Source organism: Monashia sp. HAY1-2A, assembly GCF_056755315.1.
In genome coordinates, this window is the sequence record NZ_JBNDHY010000087.1 from 1 (window position 1) to 19,368 (window position 19,368).

The 19,368-nt window shown below is 73.8% G+C and carries 16 protein-coding genes; 8 read left to right on the plus strand and 8 right to left on the minus strand.

Annotated features, from left to right (window positions below; translation table 11 throughout):
- On the plus strand, positions 1-3,300 hold a 3,300-nt coding region (locus ACPYOM_RS13705), incomplete at its 5' end, for a hypothetical protein (RefSeq protein WP_481346382.1).
- Positions 3,300-7,172: a hypothetical protein gene (locus ACPYOM_RS13710; RefSeq protein ID WP_481346383.1), complete on the plus strand. Its 3,873-nt coding sequence runs from the start codon at positions 3,300-3,302 to the stop codon at positions 7,170-7,172. The genes ACPYOM_RS13705 and ACPYOM_RS13710, both read left to right, overlap by 1 nt.
- Before the next feature lie 80 nt (positions 7,173-7,252).
- On the opposite strand, the gene ACPYOM_RS13715 is transcribed toward ACPYOM_RS13710, so the two are convergent.
- Both ACPYOM_RS13715 and moeB read right to left on the minus strand, forming a co-directional pair.
- Positions 7,253-7,981 carry an MGMT family protein gene (locus ACPYOM_RS13715; RefSeq protein WP_481346384.1) on the minus strand — a complete coding sequence of 243 codons (729 nt, stop codon included), beginning with the start codon at positions 7,979-7,981 and terminating at the stop codon, positions 7,253-7,255.
- Positions 7,982-8,025: 44 nt separating this feature from the next.
- Positions 8,026-9,204 (minus strand): molybdopterin-synthase adenylyltransferase MoeB, encoded by a 1,179-nt coding sequence (gene moeB, locus ACPYOM_RS13720; RefSeq protein WP_481346385.1) that lies wholly within the window; start codon positions 9,202-9,204, stop codon positions 8,026-8,028.
- 93 nt (positions 9,205-9,297) lie between these two features.
- Between moeB and ACPYOM_RS13725 the strand changes: the two genes are divergently transcribed.
- The 4 genes from ACPYOM_RS13725 to ACPYOM_RS13740 all read left to right on the plus strand — a co-directional run bounded on the left by ACPYOM_RS13725 (position 9,298) and on the right by ACPYOM_RS13740 (position 11,183).
- On the plus strand, positions 9,298-9,972 hold the full coding sequence (locus ACPYOM_RS13725) for a TetR/AcrR family transcriptional regulator (protein ID WP_481341040.1): 675 nt from the start codon (positions 9,298-9,300) through the stop codon (positions 9,970-9,972).
- A gap of 67 nt (positions 9,973-10,039) precedes the next feature.
- A complete protein-coding gene (locus ACPYOM_RS13730; protein ID WP_481341039.1) occupies positions 10,040-10,261 on the plus strand; it encodes a DUF3107 domain-containing protein in 222 nt (73 codons plus the stop codon).
- A gap of 115 nt (positions 10,262-10,376) precedes the next feature.
- A complete protein-coding gene (locus ACPYOM_RS13735; RefSeq protein WP_481341038.1) occupies positions 10,377-10,646 on the plus strand; it encodes a GlsB/YeaQ/YmgE family stress response membrane protein in 270 nt (89 codons plus the stop codon).
- 267 nt (positions 10,647-10,913) lie between these two features.
- A complete protein-coding gene (locus tag ACPYOM_RS13740) occupies positions 10,914-11,183 on the plus strand; it encodes a GlsB/YeaQ/YmgE family stress response membrane protein (protein ID WP_481341037.1) in 270 nt (89 codons plus the stop codon).
- 76 nt (positions 11,184-11,259) lie between these two features.
- On the opposite strand, the gene ACPYOM_RS13745 is transcribed toward ACPYOM_RS13740, so the two are convergent.
- Complete coding sequence (locus ACPYOM_RS13745) at positions 11,260-11,952, minus strand: ferritin-like fold-containing protein (protein WP_481346386.1); 693 nt, start codon at positions 11,950-11,952, stop codon at positions 11,260-11,262.
- Between the two features lie 239 nt (positions 11,953-12,191).
- On the opposite strand from ACPYOM_RS13745, the gene ACPYOM_RS13750 reads away from it, so the two are divergent.
- Both ACPYOM_RS13750 and ACPYOM_RS13755 read left to right on the plus strand, forming a co-directional pair.
- Positions 12,192-13,973 (plus strand): DEAD/DEAH box helicase, encoded by a 1,782-nt coding sequence (locus tag ACPYOM_RS13750; RefSeq protein ID WP_481346387.1) that lies wholly within the window; start codon positions 12,192-12,194, stop codon positions 13,971-13,973.
- A gap of 137 nt (positions 13,974-14,110) precedes the next feature.
- The gene (locus tag ACPYOM_RS13755) at positions 14,111-14,674 is read left to right on the plus strand and encodes a pyridoxamine 5'-phosphate oxidase family protein (RefSeq protein ID WP_481346388.1); all 564 of its coding nucleotides are present in this window, start codon (positions 14,111-14,113) and stop codon (positions 14,672-14,674) included.
- Positions 14,675-14,689: 15 nt separating this feature from the next.
- Here the strand turns inward: ACPYOM_RS13755 and ACPYOM_RS13760 are convergent, their stop codons facing one another.
- The 5 genes from ACPYOM_RS13760 to ACPYOM_RS13780 all read right to left on the minus strand — a co-directional run bounded on the left by ACPYOM_RS13760 (position 14,690) and on the right by ACPYOM_RS13780 (position 19,329).
- On the minus strand, positions 14,690-15,742 hold the full coding sequence (locus tag ACPYOM_RS13760) for an NAD(P)-dependent alcohol dehydrogenase (RefSeq protein WP_481346389.1): 1,053 nt from the start codon (positions 15,740-15,742) through the stop codon (positions 14,690-14,692).
- Between the two features lie 77 nt (positions 15,743-15,819).
- Positions 15,820-16,662 carry a ParA family protein gene (locus ACPYOM_RS13765; protein WP_481343824.1) on the minus strand — a complete coding sequence of 281 codons (843 nt, stop codon included), beginning with the start codon at positions 16,660-16,662 and terminating at the stop codon, positions 15,820-15,822.
- A 25-nt stretch (positions 16,663-16,687) separates the two neighbouring features.
- Positions 16,688-17,323 carry a maleylpyruvate isomerase N-terminal domain-containing protein gene (locus ACPYOM_RS13770; RefSeq protein ID WP_481346390.1) on the minus strand — a complete coding sequence of 212 codons (636 nt, stop codon included), beginning with the start codon at positions 17,321-17,323 and terminating at the stop codon, positions 16,688-16,690.
- The gene (locus tag ACPYOM_RS13775) at positions 17,320-18,189 is read right to left on the minus strand and encodes a RecB family exonuclease (protein WP_481346391.1); all 870 of its coding nucleotides are present in this window, start codon (positions 18,187-18,189) and stop codon (positions 17,320-17,322) included. Before ACPYOM_RS13775 ends, ACPYOM_RS13770 begins: the two co-directional genes overlap by 4 nt.
- 129 nt (positions 18,190-18,318) lie before the next feature.
- Positions 18,319-19,329: a PHP domain-containing protein gene (locus tag ACPYOM_RS13780; protein ID WP_481346392.1), complete on the minus strand. Its 1,011-nt coding sequence runs from the start codon at positions 19,327-19,329 to the stop codon at positions 18,319-18,321.
- Positions 19,330-19,368 lie beyond the last annotated feature (39 nt).

Consider the following 19,368-nt stretch of genomic DNA (forward strand, 5'->3'; position numbering starts at 1 on the left):
AACGACGTCGAGTCGTGGCTCGTCGAGCTCGGCAACTACCAGGACCGCGTCACCGTCGAGGTGCTCGAGGTCATCACCGGCAGCGGCTACCTCATGATCCACGGCAACGGGATCTCCCACGCGCAGCTGCCCGTCGACGGCCTGCCTGCAGCGCCGAGCGGCCTCGCCATCGCGACGGGGTTCCACATCAGCGCGGTCCTCATGGGCAGCAAGTCGGTCGGCCTCTACCTCGAGGTGGCGGCGGGGTTCGACGCGATCGTCGGCTTCGACCCGTTCTTCATCGCCGGCACGATCTACGCGCGCGGCGAGCTGCGCCTCTTCGTCGTCAGCATCGGGGCCTCGGCCGAGCTGACCGTCATGGTCGGCAAGCGGACCATCGGGGGCGTCGTCCGCGACGACCCGTACGTGCACGGCGAGGTGTGCGGCGAGATCGACCTGTTCTTCTTCTCCGTCAAGGGCTGCGTGTCCCTGACGATCGGCGCCGAGCCGGAGGACGATCCCAGGGCCAAGCCGCTCGTGGCCGGGCTGGCCCTGGTCTCGCGCTCCCCCGCACTCGTCGAGGGCACCGCCACCGAGCGGGCGGTCGACGCCAAGATCGGCGACGGCGTCGACGTCGACGCCACCGACCCACCGCCGATGCCGGTGGTGCCGATCGACGCCGTTCCCGTGCTGACGTTCTCGACGCCGCCGCGCGTCGCCGCGAACTGCGTCATGGGCGGAAACCCTTTGGGGCAGAACGGCGCTGCCGCCAATCCGTGGAGCCGCATCGGTGACCGCTGGTGGCGCTACGACGTGTCCTCGGTCACCCTCACCGGTGGGGCCCTCGTCCCGGCGCCGCCGACCGGCAGGACGCCCAGCGTCTGGTGGACCGGCGCCCCGGCCGGGACGGCCGTGCCGACGACCGCGCTGGCCCTGCTCGACTGGCTGCCCACACCGTTCTCCCGCGCCATCCCCTACGGGGAGCAGCTGACGACGAGCGTCACCGAGCGCTGGGGCACCGTGTGCCACCCGGCGGCACCCGCGGCGCCGGTGCTGTGGACCTTCGACGGCAAGCCGGCCGGCCCGAGCGTCCCGGGCTGGCGCCTCGACGGCGTCGCGTGGCCCGACCCTCCGGGCACGACGCGCTCGGCGCCGGTCCAGGCCCTCATGGCGGTCACCGAACCGTGGCGCACCGGCGACCCCGAGGTCGACCTCCTCCACGGCACCGATCCCGCCGTGGTGCTCGCCGACGCCGTCCCGTGCCGGGGCGGCCGGGTGCGACGCTCCGACGGGCGCCTGCCGGCGAAGCTGGCGGCCGGGTCCGCGCTGACCGCCAGCGCGTCCGCGTCCTCGTGGACCACCGGCGACGCCGCGACGCTGGACCTCATCGACGCCGGCACTCCCCTGGCCGACGTCATGGCAGTCCGGGCGACGACCGCCTGGAGCCCCGACGCCGGGGCGGAGGGGCTCGCCTGTCGAGGTGCGGTCCTGCGCAGCCCGCGCCGCGACTCCCTCGACCCGGCGCCGCTCGGCACCGACGAGGACCGCGAGGAGGTCAAGGAGGCATGGGCCAGAACGAAGTTCGTTCCTGAGGACCTGCGCGACGCAGTCCGGTTCTCCCCCGACGGTGGCCTGCGCGGAGCCACGTTCCTGCTGCTCGCGCCGGAGCGAGCAGTCGGCGGCGGGCTCGTGCTGCGTGCCGAGGCGGCCGACCGGTCGGTGCTGGTCGACCGCCCCGTCGACGGCGGCGACCTCGTCGACGCGGGTCACCCGCTGCCGGCGACGTGGCTGGACGCGTCGGGGCCGTGGGTCGACCCGGTGCTGCGGGCCGGGCTCTACGCCGCCCGCGTGCGGGCCGCGTCCGGCTCCGGACTCGTGTTCGTGCTCGTCGACCTCGAGAAGCTCCCGGACGAGACGGCGAGCGTCGTCATCGGCTGGCGCCCTGAGGTGGCCGCCAGGCTCGACGAGCCCTTCTACGTCGTCGCGGCCACGGGCCTCGTCGGCTCCGAGGCGTGGCGCGAGGACTGGGACTCCACGACATCCTCGGCCGACCAGGACGCCCTCCAGACGGCCCTGACCCAGGACCCCGACGACCGCGCCCTCCTCGAGCCGGGCCAGACGTGGACCGTCGCCGTCACGTGGACCGCGGCGTGGATGAAGCAGGACGCGCAGCCGGCGCCGACCGACACCGGCACGGTCCAGCCCGCCGTGACCCAGTCGTTCCGGTTCCGCACCGACGCCGCCTCGGCGTACCCGAAGGTCCTGTCGCCCTGGCTCGTCGCGACCGCCCCGGGCATGGACGACGTCGGCGTCTTCTGCCGTGAGCCCGTGCGGATCGCCTTCGCGACGCAGAAGGTCGCGGCGCTCTACCAGGCGCACGGACGCTCGCTCCAGGCCGTCGTGCGGTCGGCGTCCGGTGCCCACCCGCCGGCCCCGGGCTCGGCCGACCCGGGCTGGCCCTACGACATCACGCTCGACCCCGAGGCGCTGCTCGCACCGGCGGCGGCCCTGCGGGTGCTGACGCCGTGGGAGGACGCGGTGCGCGACGTCGTGTCCGCCGGGGGCGACGGGACCCGCTGCATCGACGTGTCCGGCGAGCGGGTCCTCCAGGATGTCCTGACCCTCCCCTACGACTTCGAGCCGCTCACCGACTACCTCGTCGACGTCCACGCCGTCGCCTCGGGCGAGGCGACCACCACCGCCAACCGCATCCACCGCATCGGCTTCACGACCTCGCGGTTCCTCGGGCTCGACGACCTCGTCTCCTACGTCGCGCCCGCGACCGTCCGCGGGCGCCTCGTGCCGACGGGGGCCGCCCTCTCCGGGCTGCCGCTGCGGCCCAGCGGGGACGACGTCGACACCGCCTACCAGGCAGCGGGACTGTCGGTTCCCGAGGTGCCCTCCTTCCCCGCGGTCGAGGTCCTGTGGTCCGGCGACGTCGTCCCGCAGCCGGTGGCCCTGGTCGTCGAGTGCAGCGAGCCGCTGTGGCGCTCCCGCGTCATGCCCCAGGTCGTCTTCGGCCCGATCGACGCGAGCGACCCGACCCACAAGTGGTGGAAGGGAGTTCGAGGCGACTGGCTCTCGCTCCAGCCCAGCACGGCGCCCGTCGGCGGTGGGGACCTCCCCCGGGCGAACGTGACCCGGATCGTGCGGTGCCCCGGCGACACGCGGGCCATCGCCCTGCTCGCCCCCGGCTCGCGGGGCCAGGAGGTGCGCCTCGACCTCGTCGTGGCCGCCGACCCGCTCGCGGGCGTCGCCGAGGACCGACGGACGTGCGTGCGGATGGGCCTGCTCCGGGCCCCCTGGGAGGTGGAGGACTGATGGCACTCCTCGCGAGCAGCCGGCTCTTCCGGGCCGAGGCGATGCGCCTGGACTGGGGCCGCGTCGTGGAGGCGCACGTGGAGCAGGTGCACCGGTCGGGCTCGCCCCTCGCCGAGAAGGTCCTGCCCTCCGGTCGCCAGCTCGAGGAGGCGAAGCGACGCTCCCGCGACCTGCACGTGTGGTGGGCGTGCAGCCCTCGCCTCGGCGTGCCGCGCGGCCCCTTCACGGTGTGGGCGCGGGTGCCCGACGACCCGCTGACCGACGTCGACGCCGTCGGGCTGCCCGGCGGCGCGGGCGAGGCGCCCATCACGGCGTGGAACGTCGAGGCGGCGGTCGTCGAGCTGTCGGTGTCGCCCTTCGACGCGGGCCGGCCGGTCCGCGTCACGCTCCACCGGCTGCAGGGCACGCTGGCCGACGTCGTCGCGGCCGCCGTCGTGCCGCCGGGCAGCGGTCCGACGAGGGTCCGACTGCGCTGCTCCGGAGCCACCTTCGCCCGCGTCGACAACGCGTCGGTCACCGCCGTGCGCGTCCGCAGCCTCGTCGACGTCGTCAACGACCCCGGCTGGCGGCGCCTGGAGGTCGTCGGGCTCCCGGCCGAGCAGCCTTGGGCCGCAACGGACTACGACACGACCGACCAGGGGTTCGTGAACGACCTCAAAGCCCCGCGGGAGGCGGCGGTGGACCGGCTCGTCCGTGGTGCCCCGCCGCTCGGGTGGTCGCCGATGACCCAGTCCGGACGCGCCGCGCCACCGTGGGTCTCCGCGGACCCCGACGGCCTCGTCAAGGAGGTGCAGGTCGAGCTGCTGCCCGAGCTCGAGCCGCTCTACCGGGCGAGCGTCCCGGAGTGGACCCAGCGCACCCTCGAGGAGACGCGCGCCGTGGCCGGGCCGAGCAACGGCCCGCGCACGTCGAGCCTCGACACGTCGGCCGTCATCCGGCCGCTGTCGCTGCTGACGCTGCCGGCCCAGACCGACCCGCTGCTCAACCTCGCCACCGGCTTCGGCACGACGTACACGGTCGACACGACGCTGCCCTTCGACGGCTGGCCCGACATCGCCGAGCGCCTCGACTTCATGGTGACGGCCGACTACTCGCGCACTCCATCACCGTGGCGTACCAAGGGCACCGTCGCCGCCTACGCCCCGGTCGTCGGGCCGCACACGGTGACCGCTCCGCCGACGGCGCTCACCGCCGAGCGTGCCGGTCTCGTCGGCCCGCAGCACCCCGACGACCCCTGGCGGGAGAGCGTCCGGGTGTCGTGGGACGCACTGCCGACCACCGTCAGCTTCGGACGCGTGTCGGCCGGCGTGCTCGCCCGCTGGGACGCGTCGTCGCTGACGAGTGAGAGCCTCGCGCCACCACGCGACTCCGGCGGTGTCCGCCCGCTGACCCTGAGCCCGGACGGCCCCGAGGGGCAGCCGGGACACGACCGGATCGCCTTCGTCGACGGCGCCGCCGACATCCCGATCGGCAGCGGCGGCCGCGACGTCGGCTACGCCACGGCCCTCGTCGACATCCACGGCCTGTGGTCGGCGTGGCGCGACGTGCCGTACTCCGGTGACGAGCCCGCGCCCCAGGCGCCCCGCGTCATCTCCCTGGCCCTCGACAGCACCTTCACCGGCAGCGCCGCCGCGTGCCCGTCCGCCGTGCGCCTCGAGGCCGCCGTCGACTGGAGCGAGCGCACCCCGGCCACGCTGGTCGGCGCGGCGCTCCTCTACCCGATGGCGAGCGCCTCGTCGGGCCCGCCCGCGGGCCTGTACCCGGACCTCGCCACGCCCGCCGGCTGCTTCCGGCGCGACTTCGCCCTCTCCTTCCCGACCGACACCCCGGTCCCGTCGGGCTGCACGGTGGTGTGCCTGTCCTCCGACGGCACGGAGGAGGTGCTCGCCGGTCCGGGGCAGGGTGACGGCGGCCGCCGGTACGCCCTCGAGGTGCCGGTGCCCTGGCTCGACTGGACGCCGACGCAGCGGTGGGGCGTGCAGGTGTGGCTGCGCAGCCACCTCGACGTCGGAGCCTCGCCGACGCCGTGGGTGCCCGGTGCCGCCAACCCCGCGCGCGCCGTGGCCGCCAGCCCGGTGCCCGTGACGCCGCTGCCCCCGCCCGCGCCACCGGGCGTGCCGCTCGGCAGCACCCTTGACGCCCATGGCTGCTCGCACGTCCGCGTCCGGTGGTCGTTGCCCGCAGGTGCACCGGTGCGCTCCTCGATCGTCTGGGAGGTCTCGGAGACCGCGCTCGTCAAGGCAGCGGGCGGGCTCTACACGCCTCCACCGGTTGCCGTCGGGTCCTCGGGGTCGCCGCCACCCGGTCTGCGCCTCGCGGCCCTCTGGGACGCCTACGACCGGATGGACGACACCGCTCGACGCGCCGCCTTCCGACGCCTTGCCGAGGTCGACCCGTCGACCGCGTCCCACGACGTGCGCCTGCCCAAGGGCTCCACCGACATCCACCTGTTCACCGTGACGACCCAGACCCTGACCGGCATCGAGCCACCGTGGCCGGGCAGCGACACCGCCGACGCGCACCTGCACCTCCAGGCGGCGATCGCGCCACGGCTGCGCCGGCCGGCTCCGCCCCTCGCGCGGGCCACGCCGAACGACGACGGCACCGTGACGCTCGCCCTGTTCTCGGCCAGCCGCATCCCGGTCGACCGGTTCCTCGTCTTCGCCACCCGGTCCGAGGCGGCCGCGCGGGACCGCGAGTCGATGGGGCCGCCCGTCGCGTCGGTCGGCGCGACCATGGGTGGGACCGACCCGGTGACGAGCTCCCCTGTCTACGAGGGGAGCTGGACGGGCAGCCTCGGCGCTGTCGCCTGGGACCCGTGGCTGGTCCGAGTCGTCGCACGCCCAGTCGACACGCTGCCCGTGGACGGTGTTCGCGGCCAGACGTCGGACGCCTCGGACGTCGTCTCGGTGCTCGTCCCGCCCGCCGGCGCACCCGACCTCGACGCACCGTCCGTGGAGGTCTGGGGCGCGGACCACCGCGGTGTCGTCGTCCGCACCTCGACGAGCGCCCCGACGCGCGCCACCGCGAGCGGGTCGCACCGCTTCGGCGCCAAGACGGGTCCCGGCGCCACCGACGTCGTCGTACCCGCACCGCTCGAGTCGCTCGCCGAGACCACCCTGACGACGCCACCCACAGCGGCCTCGACCTCCCCAGCCCCCGAGCGCGGGGCCAGGGTCGCCGGACGCTCGCCGCTCGCCGTGTGGTTCACCCGACCCGTCGCCACGGACCCCGTCGACGTGACGCTGCGGCTCGTCGACCCGTTCGGCCGCACGACCGAGCGCACCATCACGGTGCCCGGCTGGGTGCCTCCCCCACCGTTCACCGTGACGATCACGGGTCTCGTCCCCCGCCCCACCGGCGTCCTCGCCCTGCTCGAGACGGACGCGCCGACCGCGGCGTCTGCGGGCATCGTGCTGCACGTGCGCGCCCTCAAGCGCCGGTTCGGTCCCATCGTCGGGCCCGTCTTCGACCCACTGGTGGGGCCGCTGCCACGGCCGGACCGGCCGCTGCCGCCGGTCGGGCCCGTGAGCCCGGTCGGCCCGCTGCGACCACCCGTGGTGCCGGGAGCGCCGGGGCCCCTGACGCCGGCGGGTCCGCTCGGGCGACCGCCGGTCGGGCGACCGCCTGTCGGGCCGCTGTTCCCGCTCGTCACCGTGGTGACCGGTGACGTCGCCCTGGCCGACATCCCGGTCGGGCTGCCCTTCTTCCCGGCCGACGGGCAGGTGCACGCCGTGAGGGTCAAGGGGCCGGGCGGCGCCGGCCGCTACGCGGTGTGGGTCCCGGTGGTGGCACCGCTCACCGTCGAGGTCGTCCTCGAGTCGCCGGACGGCCGGACGGCGCGCGCCACGAGCAGCACGAGCAGCACCTAGGACGGACGCCTCGGCGCTCTCCACCGACGGCCGGGAGATCCGGCGCAGGTCCCGCCGCGCCCGCGCGGGCCAGGTGCCCGTCAGTCCGCGACGAGCTCGACCTCGAAACCCTCGCCGCTCTCGAGGTAGGCGGCGTAGTGCTGTGGTCCGCCGGCGTACGGGTGCCGCTCGGCGAACATCAGCGACCACCCGGCGTCGGCGCACTCGCCCACGACCGCGTCCACCTCGGCGCGCGATCCACCATGGAAGGCAAGGTGGTTCAGCCCCGCACGGGTTCGGTCGTGGCGGCCCTTCGAGACGTCGGGCCCGGACTCGACGACGAGGTAGAGCGAGCCGAGCTCCCACGCCTGCCCGTGTCCCCAGTCGTCGCCGAGGTGGTAGCCCAGCCGGCCGAGCAGCCAGCCCCACTCGCGGGCTGCCGCGTCGATGTCCTCGACCCAGATCTCGACGTGGTGCAGGGCGCCCCGCGACCGGGTGACGCCGCCGCCCGGCGACGCAGCCGCGCCGAAGTCCCAGCGCGCGGCCTCCATGTCCGCGCGGCCGCCGTCGACGAGACCGCGGACCATCGGCGTGCCCTCGGCGCGCCAGTGCTCGACGGCCTCGCCCTCGAGGCCCTGCGGCGGGCGCCCGTCCGAGCGGATGACCCGCCACCACGGGACGTCGGAGCCGTACCGGCTCATGACCGAGCCGACGGTCCGCGGCCCCATGCCGCCCAGCCGCCTGGCGACGTCACCGTAGGCGAGCACGCGCCCGGACGGGATCGACGCGACGAGCGAGAGCACGCGGTCGGCGTGGTCCTCCAGTGCCACCGGTGTCCTTTCGGGAAGGGGTCGGCCGGACGTGGGCCGGACGTTCAGTACTCGGGCTGCGCGGGGTCGATCTCGCGCACGTAGGCGACGACGCCGCCCGCCACGTTCGCGACGTCGGTGAAGCCGGCCCGGAGGGCCAGACGGGTGGCCTCCGCCGACCGGCCACCGACCTTGCAGTGGATGAGCACGCGCCGGTCCCGGGGCAGCTGCCCGAACGCCTCGCCCGAGCGGAACAGGTCCAGGTGGATCGGGACCGCGCCCGGGATCGAGGCGATGGCCCGCTCCTCCTCGCCGCGGACGTCGACGAGCAGCGGTGGCGCCTCGCCGCGCAGCTCGTCGGCCATCTCGCGGACGGTCACGGTGGGCAGGGCGTCCTCGTCGTCGTGGGCGGCGCCGGGCACGCCACAGAACTGCACGTAGTCGATGAGCTCGGTGACGGTCGGCTCGTCACCGCACACGGGGCACTCGGGGTCACGGCGCACCGTCAGGGTGTCCCACGTCTGGCGCAGGGCGTCGTGGACCAGCATCCGGCCGGTCAGCGGCTCGCCGATGCCGAGGAGGAGCTTGATCGCCTCGGTGGACTGCACCGAGCCGACCGCGGCGCACAGGACGCCGAGGACGCCGCCCTCGGCGCAGCTCGGCACCGACCCGGGCGGCGGCGGGTCGGGGAAGACGCAGCGGTAGCACGGCCCGTGCCCGGCCCACCACACCGACACCTGGCCGTCGAAACGCAGGATCGAGCCCCACACGTGCGGCTTGCCGAGCATGACGCACGCGTCGTTGACGAGGTAGCGCGTCGGGAAGTTGTCGGTGCCGTCGACGACGAGGTCGTAGCCGCCGATGATGTCGAGCGCGTTGGACGAGTCGAGCGCGACGTCGTGCCGCTCCACAGTGACGTGCGGGTTGACGCGGCGGACGGCCGCCTCGGCCGACTCCGTCTTGGGCCGGCCGATGTCGGCGTCGGAGTGGATCACCTGCCGGTGCAGGTTGGTCAGGTCGACGACGTCGGCGTCGACGATCCCGATCGTGCCCACGCCGGCAGCGGCGAGGTAGAGCAGCGCGGGCGACCCGAGCCCACCGGCCCCGACGACGAGGACGCGGGCGGCCGCCAGCCGCTCCTGCCCCTCGAGCCGGACGTCGGGCAGCAGGACGTGGCGGGCGTACCGCGTCGTCTCGTCCTTCGACAGCGGGCGACCCGTCTTGACCAGCGGATCCGTCGACATGCCCTCACCGTACTGCTCGGTATGGTGAGGAACGACATGGTCGTCCGCCTCGGCGGACGACGAGCACCACACAGGAAGTGCCTCGAGGGACGCATGACAGACGAGACCACCATGCCGGGCCGCGGGCAGCGGCTCCCCCGCTCCGAGCGGCGCGCCCAGCTGCTCGAGGCGGCGCTCGCCGTCTTCGTCGAGAACGGCTACCACGCGGCCGCGATGGACGACATCGCCGCGCGGGCCGGGGTGTCCAAACCCGTTCTGTACCAGCACTTCCCGGGCAAGCTCGAGCTCTACCTCGCACTCATCGACCAGCACGCCGGCGAGCTCGAGCAGCTCGTCCGCGACGCGCTCGCCCTGTCCGACAACAAGGCCCGCATCAACACCATGACGCGCGCCTACTTCGACTTCGTCGGCAAGGAGGGCGCCGCCTTCCGTCTCATCTTCGAGTCCGACCTCGCCAACGAGCCCGAGGTGCGCAAGCGCCTGGACCAGATCGACCTCACGTGCGCCGAGGCGATGGCCGAGATCATCAGCACCGAGACGTCGATGACGCGCGAGGAGGCCGTCCTCGTCGGCGTCGCCTTCGTCGGCCTCGCGCAGACGTCCGCGCGCCACTGGCTGACGCACGAGGCGAGCCTGTCCAAGGAGACCGCCGTGCGCATCACCGGGTCGCTCATCCGCCGCGGCTTCGGCGCCTTCCCCCGGTCCGGTGCGGGTTCGGACGACGCGTCCGGCCCGTCCCGGGAGTCGGTCGGCAGCAGCGCTGGTTAAGGTGGCCACAGGGCGTGCGACCCACCCACGCCACCACCGAAGGACGAACCGAGAAAGCAGGTTTGACGTGGAGGTCCGCATCGGCGTGCAGAACGTGGCACGCGAGATCACCTTCGAGACGACGCTGAGCTCCGACGAGCTCGTGGCCGTCGTCAAGGCCGCCCGCGAGGGCGACGTCCTCGAGCTGACCGACGACAAGGGCGGCCGCATCGTCGTTCCCGTCGCGTCGCTCGGCTACGTCACGACCGGCGCCGAGCGCCGCACCGGCGTCGGCTTCGGCGCCTCCTGACCGAACCCCGTCCACGGCCGGCCGACCACGCACCCTTCTGCGCGGCGTCGGCCGGCCGCGAACGGGTACGTACGACCGGAGGCGTCCACCGCCTCCCGGCGCCAGGAGGAGCCCCATGACCGCAACCCTCGTCGCGGCGTTCGTCGCGGGAGCCCTCGTCGGTCCGCTCGCCCGGGCCGCGGTCCCCGGCCGGCACGGCACGAGCGTCGTGACCACCGTCGTCCTCGGCGCCTTCGGGTCGCTCGTCGGCGCGTGGATCTACCGGGCCGCCTCCGGGTCGCAGACGAGCGGCGTCGACTGGACCTCGTTCCTCATCGGCGCCCTCGTCGCCGCCGCGCTCATCGTCGGCTACGGCATGGTCACCGGCGACCGCCAGCCACACTGACCGGCGCGCCGAACCGACACCTCCGGCGCCCCGTGGGCAGCGCCATCGGACCGGGTGTGCCCCACCTTGCGCGAGCCCGATCCTCGCCCGGATCGGCCCGGACGTGATCGTTACGGCTCGGAGCGGGTACGAGTCAGGTGCACGAAGGCACCGTCACACCGACCACATGCGACACATGCGGTGGGAGGGCGGCGGTGTTGCAACTGGTACCCGCGCACGAGCACGGGACGGAAGCCGGTCACCGTCGGTGGCCAGAAAGGCTGAGACATGGTTGGCGCAATCATCGGCGCGATCGTCGCCGGACTCATCATCGGAGCCCTGGGCCGACTCATCCTCCCGGGCAAGCAGGACATCTCGATCGTCATGACGATCATCATCGGCATCGTGGCGTCGCTGCTGGCGACGTTCATCCTCGGCGCCGTCTTCGGCTACTCCAACGACAACGGCGGTGTGCGCTGGTGGTTCTGGATCGTCGGTGCCGTCCTGGCGGCGATCGGCATCACCGTCTACGGGCGGATCAGCAAGCGGGCCGTCTGACCCGCCTCACCTCGACACGAAGGGCCCGACCGGTCACCGGTCGGGCCCTTCGTCGTGTCGCCTCGGATCGGGGCGCTCAGGCCGAGAGCCCGAGGCGCCCCATCCGACGCGTGTGCTCGTCGGTGAGCCGGGCGAACATCCGGCCCAGCTCGGCGAGATCGGCCCCCGGACGCCCCGGCGCCCCGACGAGGATGCCGGCGAGAGCGTCCCGCTCGACGCCCACGCGCTGGGCCTGGGTGATCGCCTCACCCACGAGCCGCCGGCCCCAGAGGGCCAGGCGTCCGCCGACCCGCGGGTCGGCCGCGATGGCCTCGCGCACGACGGTCACCGCGAACTCGGCCTGGCCGGTGTCCTCGAGCACACCGAGGACCAGGGACTGGGTCTCGGGGTCGACGTACTGGGCGATCTCGCGGTAGAAGTCCTGGGCGATGCCGTCGCCGACGTAGGCCTTGACGACACCCTCGAGCCAGTCCGAGGGCCGGGTCCGCTCGTGGAAGCCGTCGACGGCGACGACGAACGGCCCCATCGCCTCCTCGGGGGTGACCCGCAGCTCGGTGAGCCGCTCGGTCAGCAGCTGGTAGTTGCGCAGCTCGTGTGCAGCCAGCTGCGCGAGGGCCGAGGTGTGGCGCAGCGTCGGGGCCAGCTCGGCGTCGCGGGCCAGCTGGCTGAAGGCCCGCAGCTCACCGTAGGCGAGGACGCCCAGCAGGTCGGTGACAGCCGCGACGTAGCCGGGGTCGTCGGTGGGCGTCGTGGGGGCCGCATCAGTCATGGACCCAACCTAGCGGCGCAGATTCGGGCGCTCGCGCGTCCTGCCGGTAGAGTGGGTGGGACAACTCGGTGCCCGGTCGGCCCGATGGATCGCCCAGATGGTGCTCGCGGACACTCTCCCGCGCACCGGCGGATCCCGCGATGACGCGGGGGTTCGCCCGTCAAGACACTTCCCGATCGGCCCGTCCCGCCACTGAGCTCCCGCGTCCGCGGGGTGCTCGTGCCGATCGAGAGACACACATGACCCAGACCCACGAGACCCCGGCCGAGACCGAGGTCACCACCGATGCCGCCGTTCCTGCCCCTGCCACCGACGCACCGGCGGAGAACCCCGCCGAGACCGCCGCCGAGGTGTCGCCGGAGCTGACCTTCGCCGACTTCGACGTCCATCCCGACATCGTCGCCTCCCTCGCCGACGCGGGCATCACCCACCCGTTCCCGATCCAGGCGATGACGCTTCCCGTCGCGCTGTCGGGCCACGACATCATCGGCCAGGCCAAGACGGGCACCGGCAAGACGCTCGGTTTCGGCGTGCCGATCCTCAACCGCGTCGTGGCGCCCGGTGACGACGCGTTCGCCTCGCTGACGCGTCCGGGCAAGCCGCAGGCGCTCGCCGTGGCTCCGACGCGTGAGCTGGCCGTCCAGGTGGCCGGTGACCTCGAGCGCGCCGGCCGGCGCCGCGGCATCCGCGTCCTCACCGTCTACGGCGGCCGCGCGTACGAGCCGCAGGTCGACGCCCTCAAGGAGGGCGTCGAGGTCGTCGTCGGCACGCCGGGCCGGCTCATCGACCTGTCCAAGCAGGGCCACCTCGACCTGTCGCAGGCGCGCACCGTCGTCCTCGACGAGGCCGACGAGATGCTCGACCTCGGCTTCCTGCCCGACGTCGAGACGCTCATGTCGCTCACGCCCGCCTCGCGCCAGACGATGCTCTTCTCGGCGACGATGCCCGGTGCCATCGTGGCCCTGGCCCGCCGGTACATGTCGCAGCCCACGCACATCCGCGCGATGGGTGACGACACGGAGAACGCCCACACCGTCAAGGCCGTCGAGCAGTTCGTCTACCGCGCGCACGCCCTCGACAAGGTCGAGATGCTCTCGCGGATGCTCCAGGCCAAGGACCGGGGGCTGACCATCATCTTCAGCCGCACCAAGCGGACCGCCGCCAAGGTCGCCGACGAGCTCGTCGAGCGCGGCTTCGCCGCCGCGGCGATCCACGGCGACCTCGGCCAGGGCGCCCGCGAGCAGGCGCTGCGGGCCTTCCGCAACGGCAAGGTCGACATCCTCGTCGCCACGGACGTCGCCGCCCGCGGCATCGACGTCGACAACGTCACGCACGTCATCAACTACCAGTGCCCCGAGGACGAGAAGACCTACCTGCACCGCATCGGCCGCACGGCGCGCGCCGGGAACACCGGTGTGGCCGTGACGTTCGTCGACTGGGACGACCTGCACCGCTGGGCGCTCATCAACAAGACGCTCGACCTCGGCATCCCCGACCCGCAGGAGACCTACTCCAGCTCGGACCACCTCTTCACCGACCTCGACATCCCGACCGACGCGAAGGGCTACCTGCGCAAGTCCCAGCAGACCCGTGCGGGCCTGGCCGCCGAGGAGATCGAGGACCTCGGCGAGACCGGCAAGCGCCACGGCAAGGGCCAGTCGCACGGCACGTCCTCCCGGGGCGGCGCCTCGCGTGGTGACCGCCCGGCCGGCCGGGACGCGTCGGGCGAGCAGCGCGAGGACGGCGAGAGCCGGCCGCGTCGCCAGCGCAACCGTCGTCGCACCCGCGGTGGCGGTGCCGCCGCAGCCGGTGCGGCCCCGTCGGCCGCCGAGGCCACTGCGGCTGCGGCAGGCGAAGGCCCTGCCGGGGCCGCCGCCGAGGGCGCCGGCACGAGCGCCGGCGAGGGCGGGTCGTCGCAGCCGCGTCGTCGCCGTCGCCGCGGTGGCGCCGGCCGGGGCGGCCGAGGCGAGCAGGGTGGCCAGCAGGCCGGCAGCGCGCCCGCCGCGTCCGGCACCGAGTGACCGCCGGCGACGTCCGCCCGCTCTGAGGGCACCAGATCCGAGGAGGAGGGGCCGCGTCCTGTGGGACGCGGCCCCTCCCCGTTCCGACCTGCGGTCGCGCCGAGGTCAGCCCAGGGCCTGGACCTAGGCTGCCCACCATGAAGCTGCACGAGTCGATCGACGGACGGCTGCGCGCGTTCATCGAGGCCCAGCGGATGTTCTTCGTCGCGACCGCGCCCCTCGCGGCCGACGGGCACGTCAACGTCTCGCCGAAGGGCGTCGACGGCACGTTCCTCGTCGTGGACGAGCACACGGTCGCCTACCTCGACCTCACCGGAAGCGGCGCGGAGACGGTCGCCCACCTGCGGGAGAACGGCCGGATCACGCTGATGTTCTGCGCCTTCGAGGGCCCGCCGAACATCGTGCGCCTGCACGGCACGGGCCGGCACCTGCGTCCGGGCGACGACGAGTTCGACGCGTGGGCCGGCCGGTTCGACGTCGACCTGCCGGGCGTGCGCGGACTGGTCGTCGTGGACGTCGAACGGGTCTCGGACTCCTGCGGGTTCGCCGTGCCGCGCTACGAGTACACGGCCCAGCGCGACCTGCTCACCTCGTGGGCCGGCAAGCGGGGACCGGCGGGGCTGGTGACCTATCGCTCGCAGAAGAACGCGACCTCGATCGACGGCCTGCCCGCGCTGGACCCGGAGCCGGAGACCGCCTGACCGGGGGCGACCGTCTCAGGAAGGCGAGCCGATCGTGGCGGTGTCGATGACGAAGCGGTAGCGGACGTCGCCGGCGACGACACGGTCGTAGGCGGCGTCGACCTCGTCGGCAGAGATCGTCTCGACCGTCGCGCCGATGCCGTGCTCGGCGCAGAAGGCGAGCATCTCGGCCGTGGCGGGGATGCCACCGATGTTCGACCCCGCGACGACGCGGCTGCCGCCGACGACGGCACCGGGTGCGAAGTCGTAGTTGCCCGTGGGCAGCCCGACGTTGGCGATGACGCCGAGCGGGCGCAGCAGCCCGATGTAGGTCTGCATCGGCAGGTCGGCGCTCACCGTGTTGACGATGAGGTCGAAGCTGCTCCTGAGACCGGCGAAGACGCCGTCCTCGGAGGTGGCGTGGTAGCTCGTGGCGCCGAGGGCGAGGCCGTCCTCCTTCTTGGCGTCGGTACGGCTCAGCACGCTGACCTCGGCGCCCATGGCGGCAGCCAGCTTGACGGCCATGTGGCCGAGACCGCCGAGGCCGATGACGGCGACCTTCTTGCCGGGGCCGGCGCCCCAGCGCTTGAGCGGCGAGTACACCGTGATGCCCGCACAGAGCAGCGGGGCGGCGACGTCGAGCTCGAGGCCGTCGGGGATCGCGACGGCGAAGCGCTCGGAGACGACGACCTGCCGGGCGTAGCCGCCCTTGGTCTTCTCGCCGTCGTAGCCCGTGCCGTTGTAGGTCATGACGGCGCCCTTGGTGCAGAACTGCTCCTCGCCGTTCTTGCAGAACTCGCACTCGCCGCACGAGTCGACCATGCACCCGACGCCGACGCGGTCTCCGACCTTGTACGTCGTGACGCCGTCACCGACGGCGGAGACGACGCCGGCGATCTCGTGGCCGGGGACCATGGGGAAGATCGCGCTGCCCCACTCCTCGCGGACCTGGTGGATGTCGCTGTGACAGATGCCGGCGAACGCGATGTCGATGAGGACGTCGTCGTCACGCAGGTCGCGGTGCTCGACGCTCCGGGCCTCGAAGGGGGCTCCGGCGTGGGGTGCGACCAGTGCGGGCGTGGAAATCACAGGGTTCTCCTTCACGGAAGATGGGCGACACTCTCGGGTGCAGCGTCACCGGTCGACGAGACATTCCCGGCGTCCGGTCACAGGCGCGGCAGGAGCGACGCCGCGACGTCCCGGTAGGCCTGCGCGCCGCGGGAGGTGCGGGCCGTGGACAGGATCGACCGCCCGACGGCGGGCGCCTCGGCGAACCGGACGGTCTTGGGGATCGGGGGGTCGAGGACCGGCAGGTCGTAGCGCTCCCCCACGTCGGCGAGGACCTCGCGGGCGTGGTTGCTGCGGCCGTCGAAGAGCGTCGGCAGGATGCCCCAGACCTGCAGGTCGCGGTTGAGGATGCGCTGCACGTCGGCGACGGTGTCGAGCAGCTGCCCGACGCCCCGGTGGCTCAGCATCTCGCACGGCATCGGGATGACGAGGCCGTCGGAGGCGGTGAGCGCGTTGAGGGTGAGCACGCCGAGGCTCGGCGAGCAGTCGAGCAGCACGACGTCGTAGGCCGTTGCGAGGTCCTCGAGGGCGCCGCGAAGGACGTACTCGCGGCCCGGGCGGGGCATGAGGGCTGCCTCTGCACCGGCGAGGTCGATCGTCGACGGCACGAGGTCGACGCCCTCCTCGCACGAGACGACGACGTCGGCGAGCGGCGTCCGGCCGGTCAGCACGTCGTGCACGGACTGCTCGACGGCGTCGGGGTCGACCCCGAGGGAGAAGGTCAGACAGGCCTGCGGGTCCAGGTCGACGAGCAGGACGCGCCTGCCGTGCTCGGCGAAGGCGGCCCCGAGGCTGGCGACAGACGTCGTCTTGGCGACGCCACCCTTCTGGTTGGCGACGGCGAGCACCGTGGGACGGCTCGGTGGGACCCCGGGTGGGGCCGATGGTGCGGATGGGGTGAGTGGAGTGCTGCTGGCGTCCTGGCGGGAACGGGCGGCCATGGCGGCAAGTGTGTCAGGCCGGCGCTCAGAACGCCGAGATGGTCCGCGGGGCGCGCTCGGAGCGCGAGAGGGCCGAGACGACGGCGCCCTGGCCGTGCCTCTCGGCGGCGAGGTGCGTCAGCAGGCGCAGCACGGGGTCGAGGACGTCGTCGGGCAGCTGCGGGGCGGTGAACCCGACGCTCGCGGCGACGTCCTCACCGTGCACGACGACCTCCATCATCCGACCGGTCAGGAAGTCGTCCCGGCGCAGCGACCAGCCCTGCCACGGGATGAGCACCGCGCGGTCGGCCGGCTGCGCGGCCAGCAGGTCGGGCAGCACCTCCCGGGCCGCGAGGACGCCCGCGAGGACCTCGTCGCGTCCGGCGGCGGCCTTCTCGTCGCTGCCCTCGCGGATCGCGACGTTGACCTCGTCGTCGAGGTCGGCACCGACCCACGCCGAGCGGCGGTAGTGCTCCTCGAGCGGTATCGGGTCGCGCGCCGGCTCGGCCGACAGGAGCGTCACCACCGTCGACGGCTGTCCGGCGAGGTGGGCGACGAGACCGCCGACGTCCCAGGCGGGCAGGGCGCTCGGGCGGTTCCAGGCCTCGGCGACGTCGTCGCGGGACACGAGGGCGAGGACGTGGTCGGCCGCCGCGAGGAACGCGTCGCGCAGGTCGGTCATGGGAGCCCTTCCGGGTCGTCGTCGCGCTCGAGCCCGGCCCAGTCGGACTTCTCGGGGCCCTGTTGCTGCCCCTCCGGGCAGTGTGCGCGGAAGTCGCACCACGAGCACAGTGGCGAGGGCCGTGGGGCGAAGCGCGTGGACTCGACGCCGACCTCGGCGAAGTCGGCGTCGGCGCGGCGCAGGTCGGTGGCGATGGACTCCGCCTCGGCGACCTTGCGGGCCAGCGAGTCATCGGTGTGCACGTGGCTCGCGACGGTTCCGGTGGGGACGTGGTGCAGCTCGACGCGCAGGCACGGCCGGCGGAACATCCGGGCCGCGGCGACGGCGTAGAGCGCGAGCGGCAGCGAGGTGCGGGCGTCGTCGTCGGTGGGGACCTGCCGGCCGGTCTTGTAGTCGACGACGACGAGCTCGCCGTCGCGGTCGTCGAGACGGTCGATGCGGCCCGTCACGGCGATCTCGCCGGTCTTGAGGGAGACGCTGCGCTCGAGGCCCACGGGCTGCCGGTCGCGGTCGCTGCGGCGCAGGTACTCGGTGACGGCGTCGCGCACCCGCAGGCGCCAAGCCATCGACTGCTCGGGGTCGCGGAACCCGACGTCGATCCAGGACGTGCGCACGAGCTCGGCGACCCCGGCCGGGGTTCGCTCGGAGGGCGGCAGGTCCCAGAAGTCGCGAAGGACGTTGTGCGTCGCGATGCCCACCGAGGTGTGCGCGCGCTGCGGACGTGCTGCGGGCCGGGGCCGGTCGAGGTACTGCATGCGGTACCGGCGCGGGCAGTCCAGCCACGCGAGGAGCCGCGAGGGCGAGCCGGTGTAGAGCGGTGTCGGCATGCCCGCGAAGCTCGTCTGCTGCGTCGCTCCGATGCTCACGCCGTCACCCTACGGTTCACCCCCGACAGCCCGCCGCCCCACACGCCGCCGGACACCCGGGCACGACACGCCGCCGGACACCCGGGCACGACACGCCGCCCCGACCCACCAGGGCGAGCAGCGGCGCCGTCAGGGACGCAGCACCGGTGTCACGCCGTTCGCCGCGGCCTCGATCACCTCGAGCACCTCCGGGGCCGTCGTGTTCTCGCCGAGGCGGTTCAGCTTGCCGGTGCCGTGGTAGTCGCTCGACCCGGTGGCGACGAGGCCGAGCCGGGCCGCGAGCGCCGTGGCCCGCGCGACCTCCCGGGGCCCGTGGTCGCGGTGGAAGACCTCGAGTCCGACGAGGCCCGCGTCGGCCATGCGTTCGATGAGGTCGTCGGTCAGCCCACCGGTGCGGGTCCGCGTGAACGGGTGGGCGACCACCGGCACGCCGCCCGCTGCCCGGACCAGCTCGACGGCCTGGACGGGGTCCGGGGACCAGTGACCGACGTAGTACGGCGAGTCGTCGGTGAGCCACTCGCGGAACGCCTCGTCGCGGTGGGCGATGACCCCGTTCGCGATCAGCGCGTCGGCGATGTGGGGCCGTCCCGGGGTCGCTCCCGGCGCGACCTGCGTCAGCACCTGCTCGTAGGTGAGGGGGATGCCGTCGTCGGCCATCCTGGCCACCATCCGCTCGAGCCGCGTCGCCCGGCTGTCACGGGCCCGCGCCAGCGCGCGCGTCAGGTCGGCGTCCGAGGGGTCGGTGAGGTAGCCCAGGAGGTGGATCGACGCGTACCGCCACGTGCACGACACCTCGATGCCGCGCACGAGCGCGATGCCGTGCTCGGCGGCGGCCTCGGCGGCCTCGGCCCAGCCGCCGACGGTGTCGTGGTCGGTGAGGGCGAGCACGTCGACGCCGGCGACGGCCGCCGCCGCGACGAGCTCCGACGGGGTGTCGGTGCCGTCGCTGACCGTCGAGTGGGTGTGCAGGTCGATGACCGGCGACCCTCCCCTGCCCGTGCTCACGAGCCCCAGCGTACGGGCGAAGCCGCCCCCGGCTCCTCGATCCACGGCCCCACCGTCCCCGTCGGCCCGCACCGCCCGCCCGGACACGCACCGCCGCCCCCGTGTCACCCGCAACACACCCTGTCTCTTATACACATCTCCGAGCCCACGAGACGCGTAGTAATCTGGGGGGGG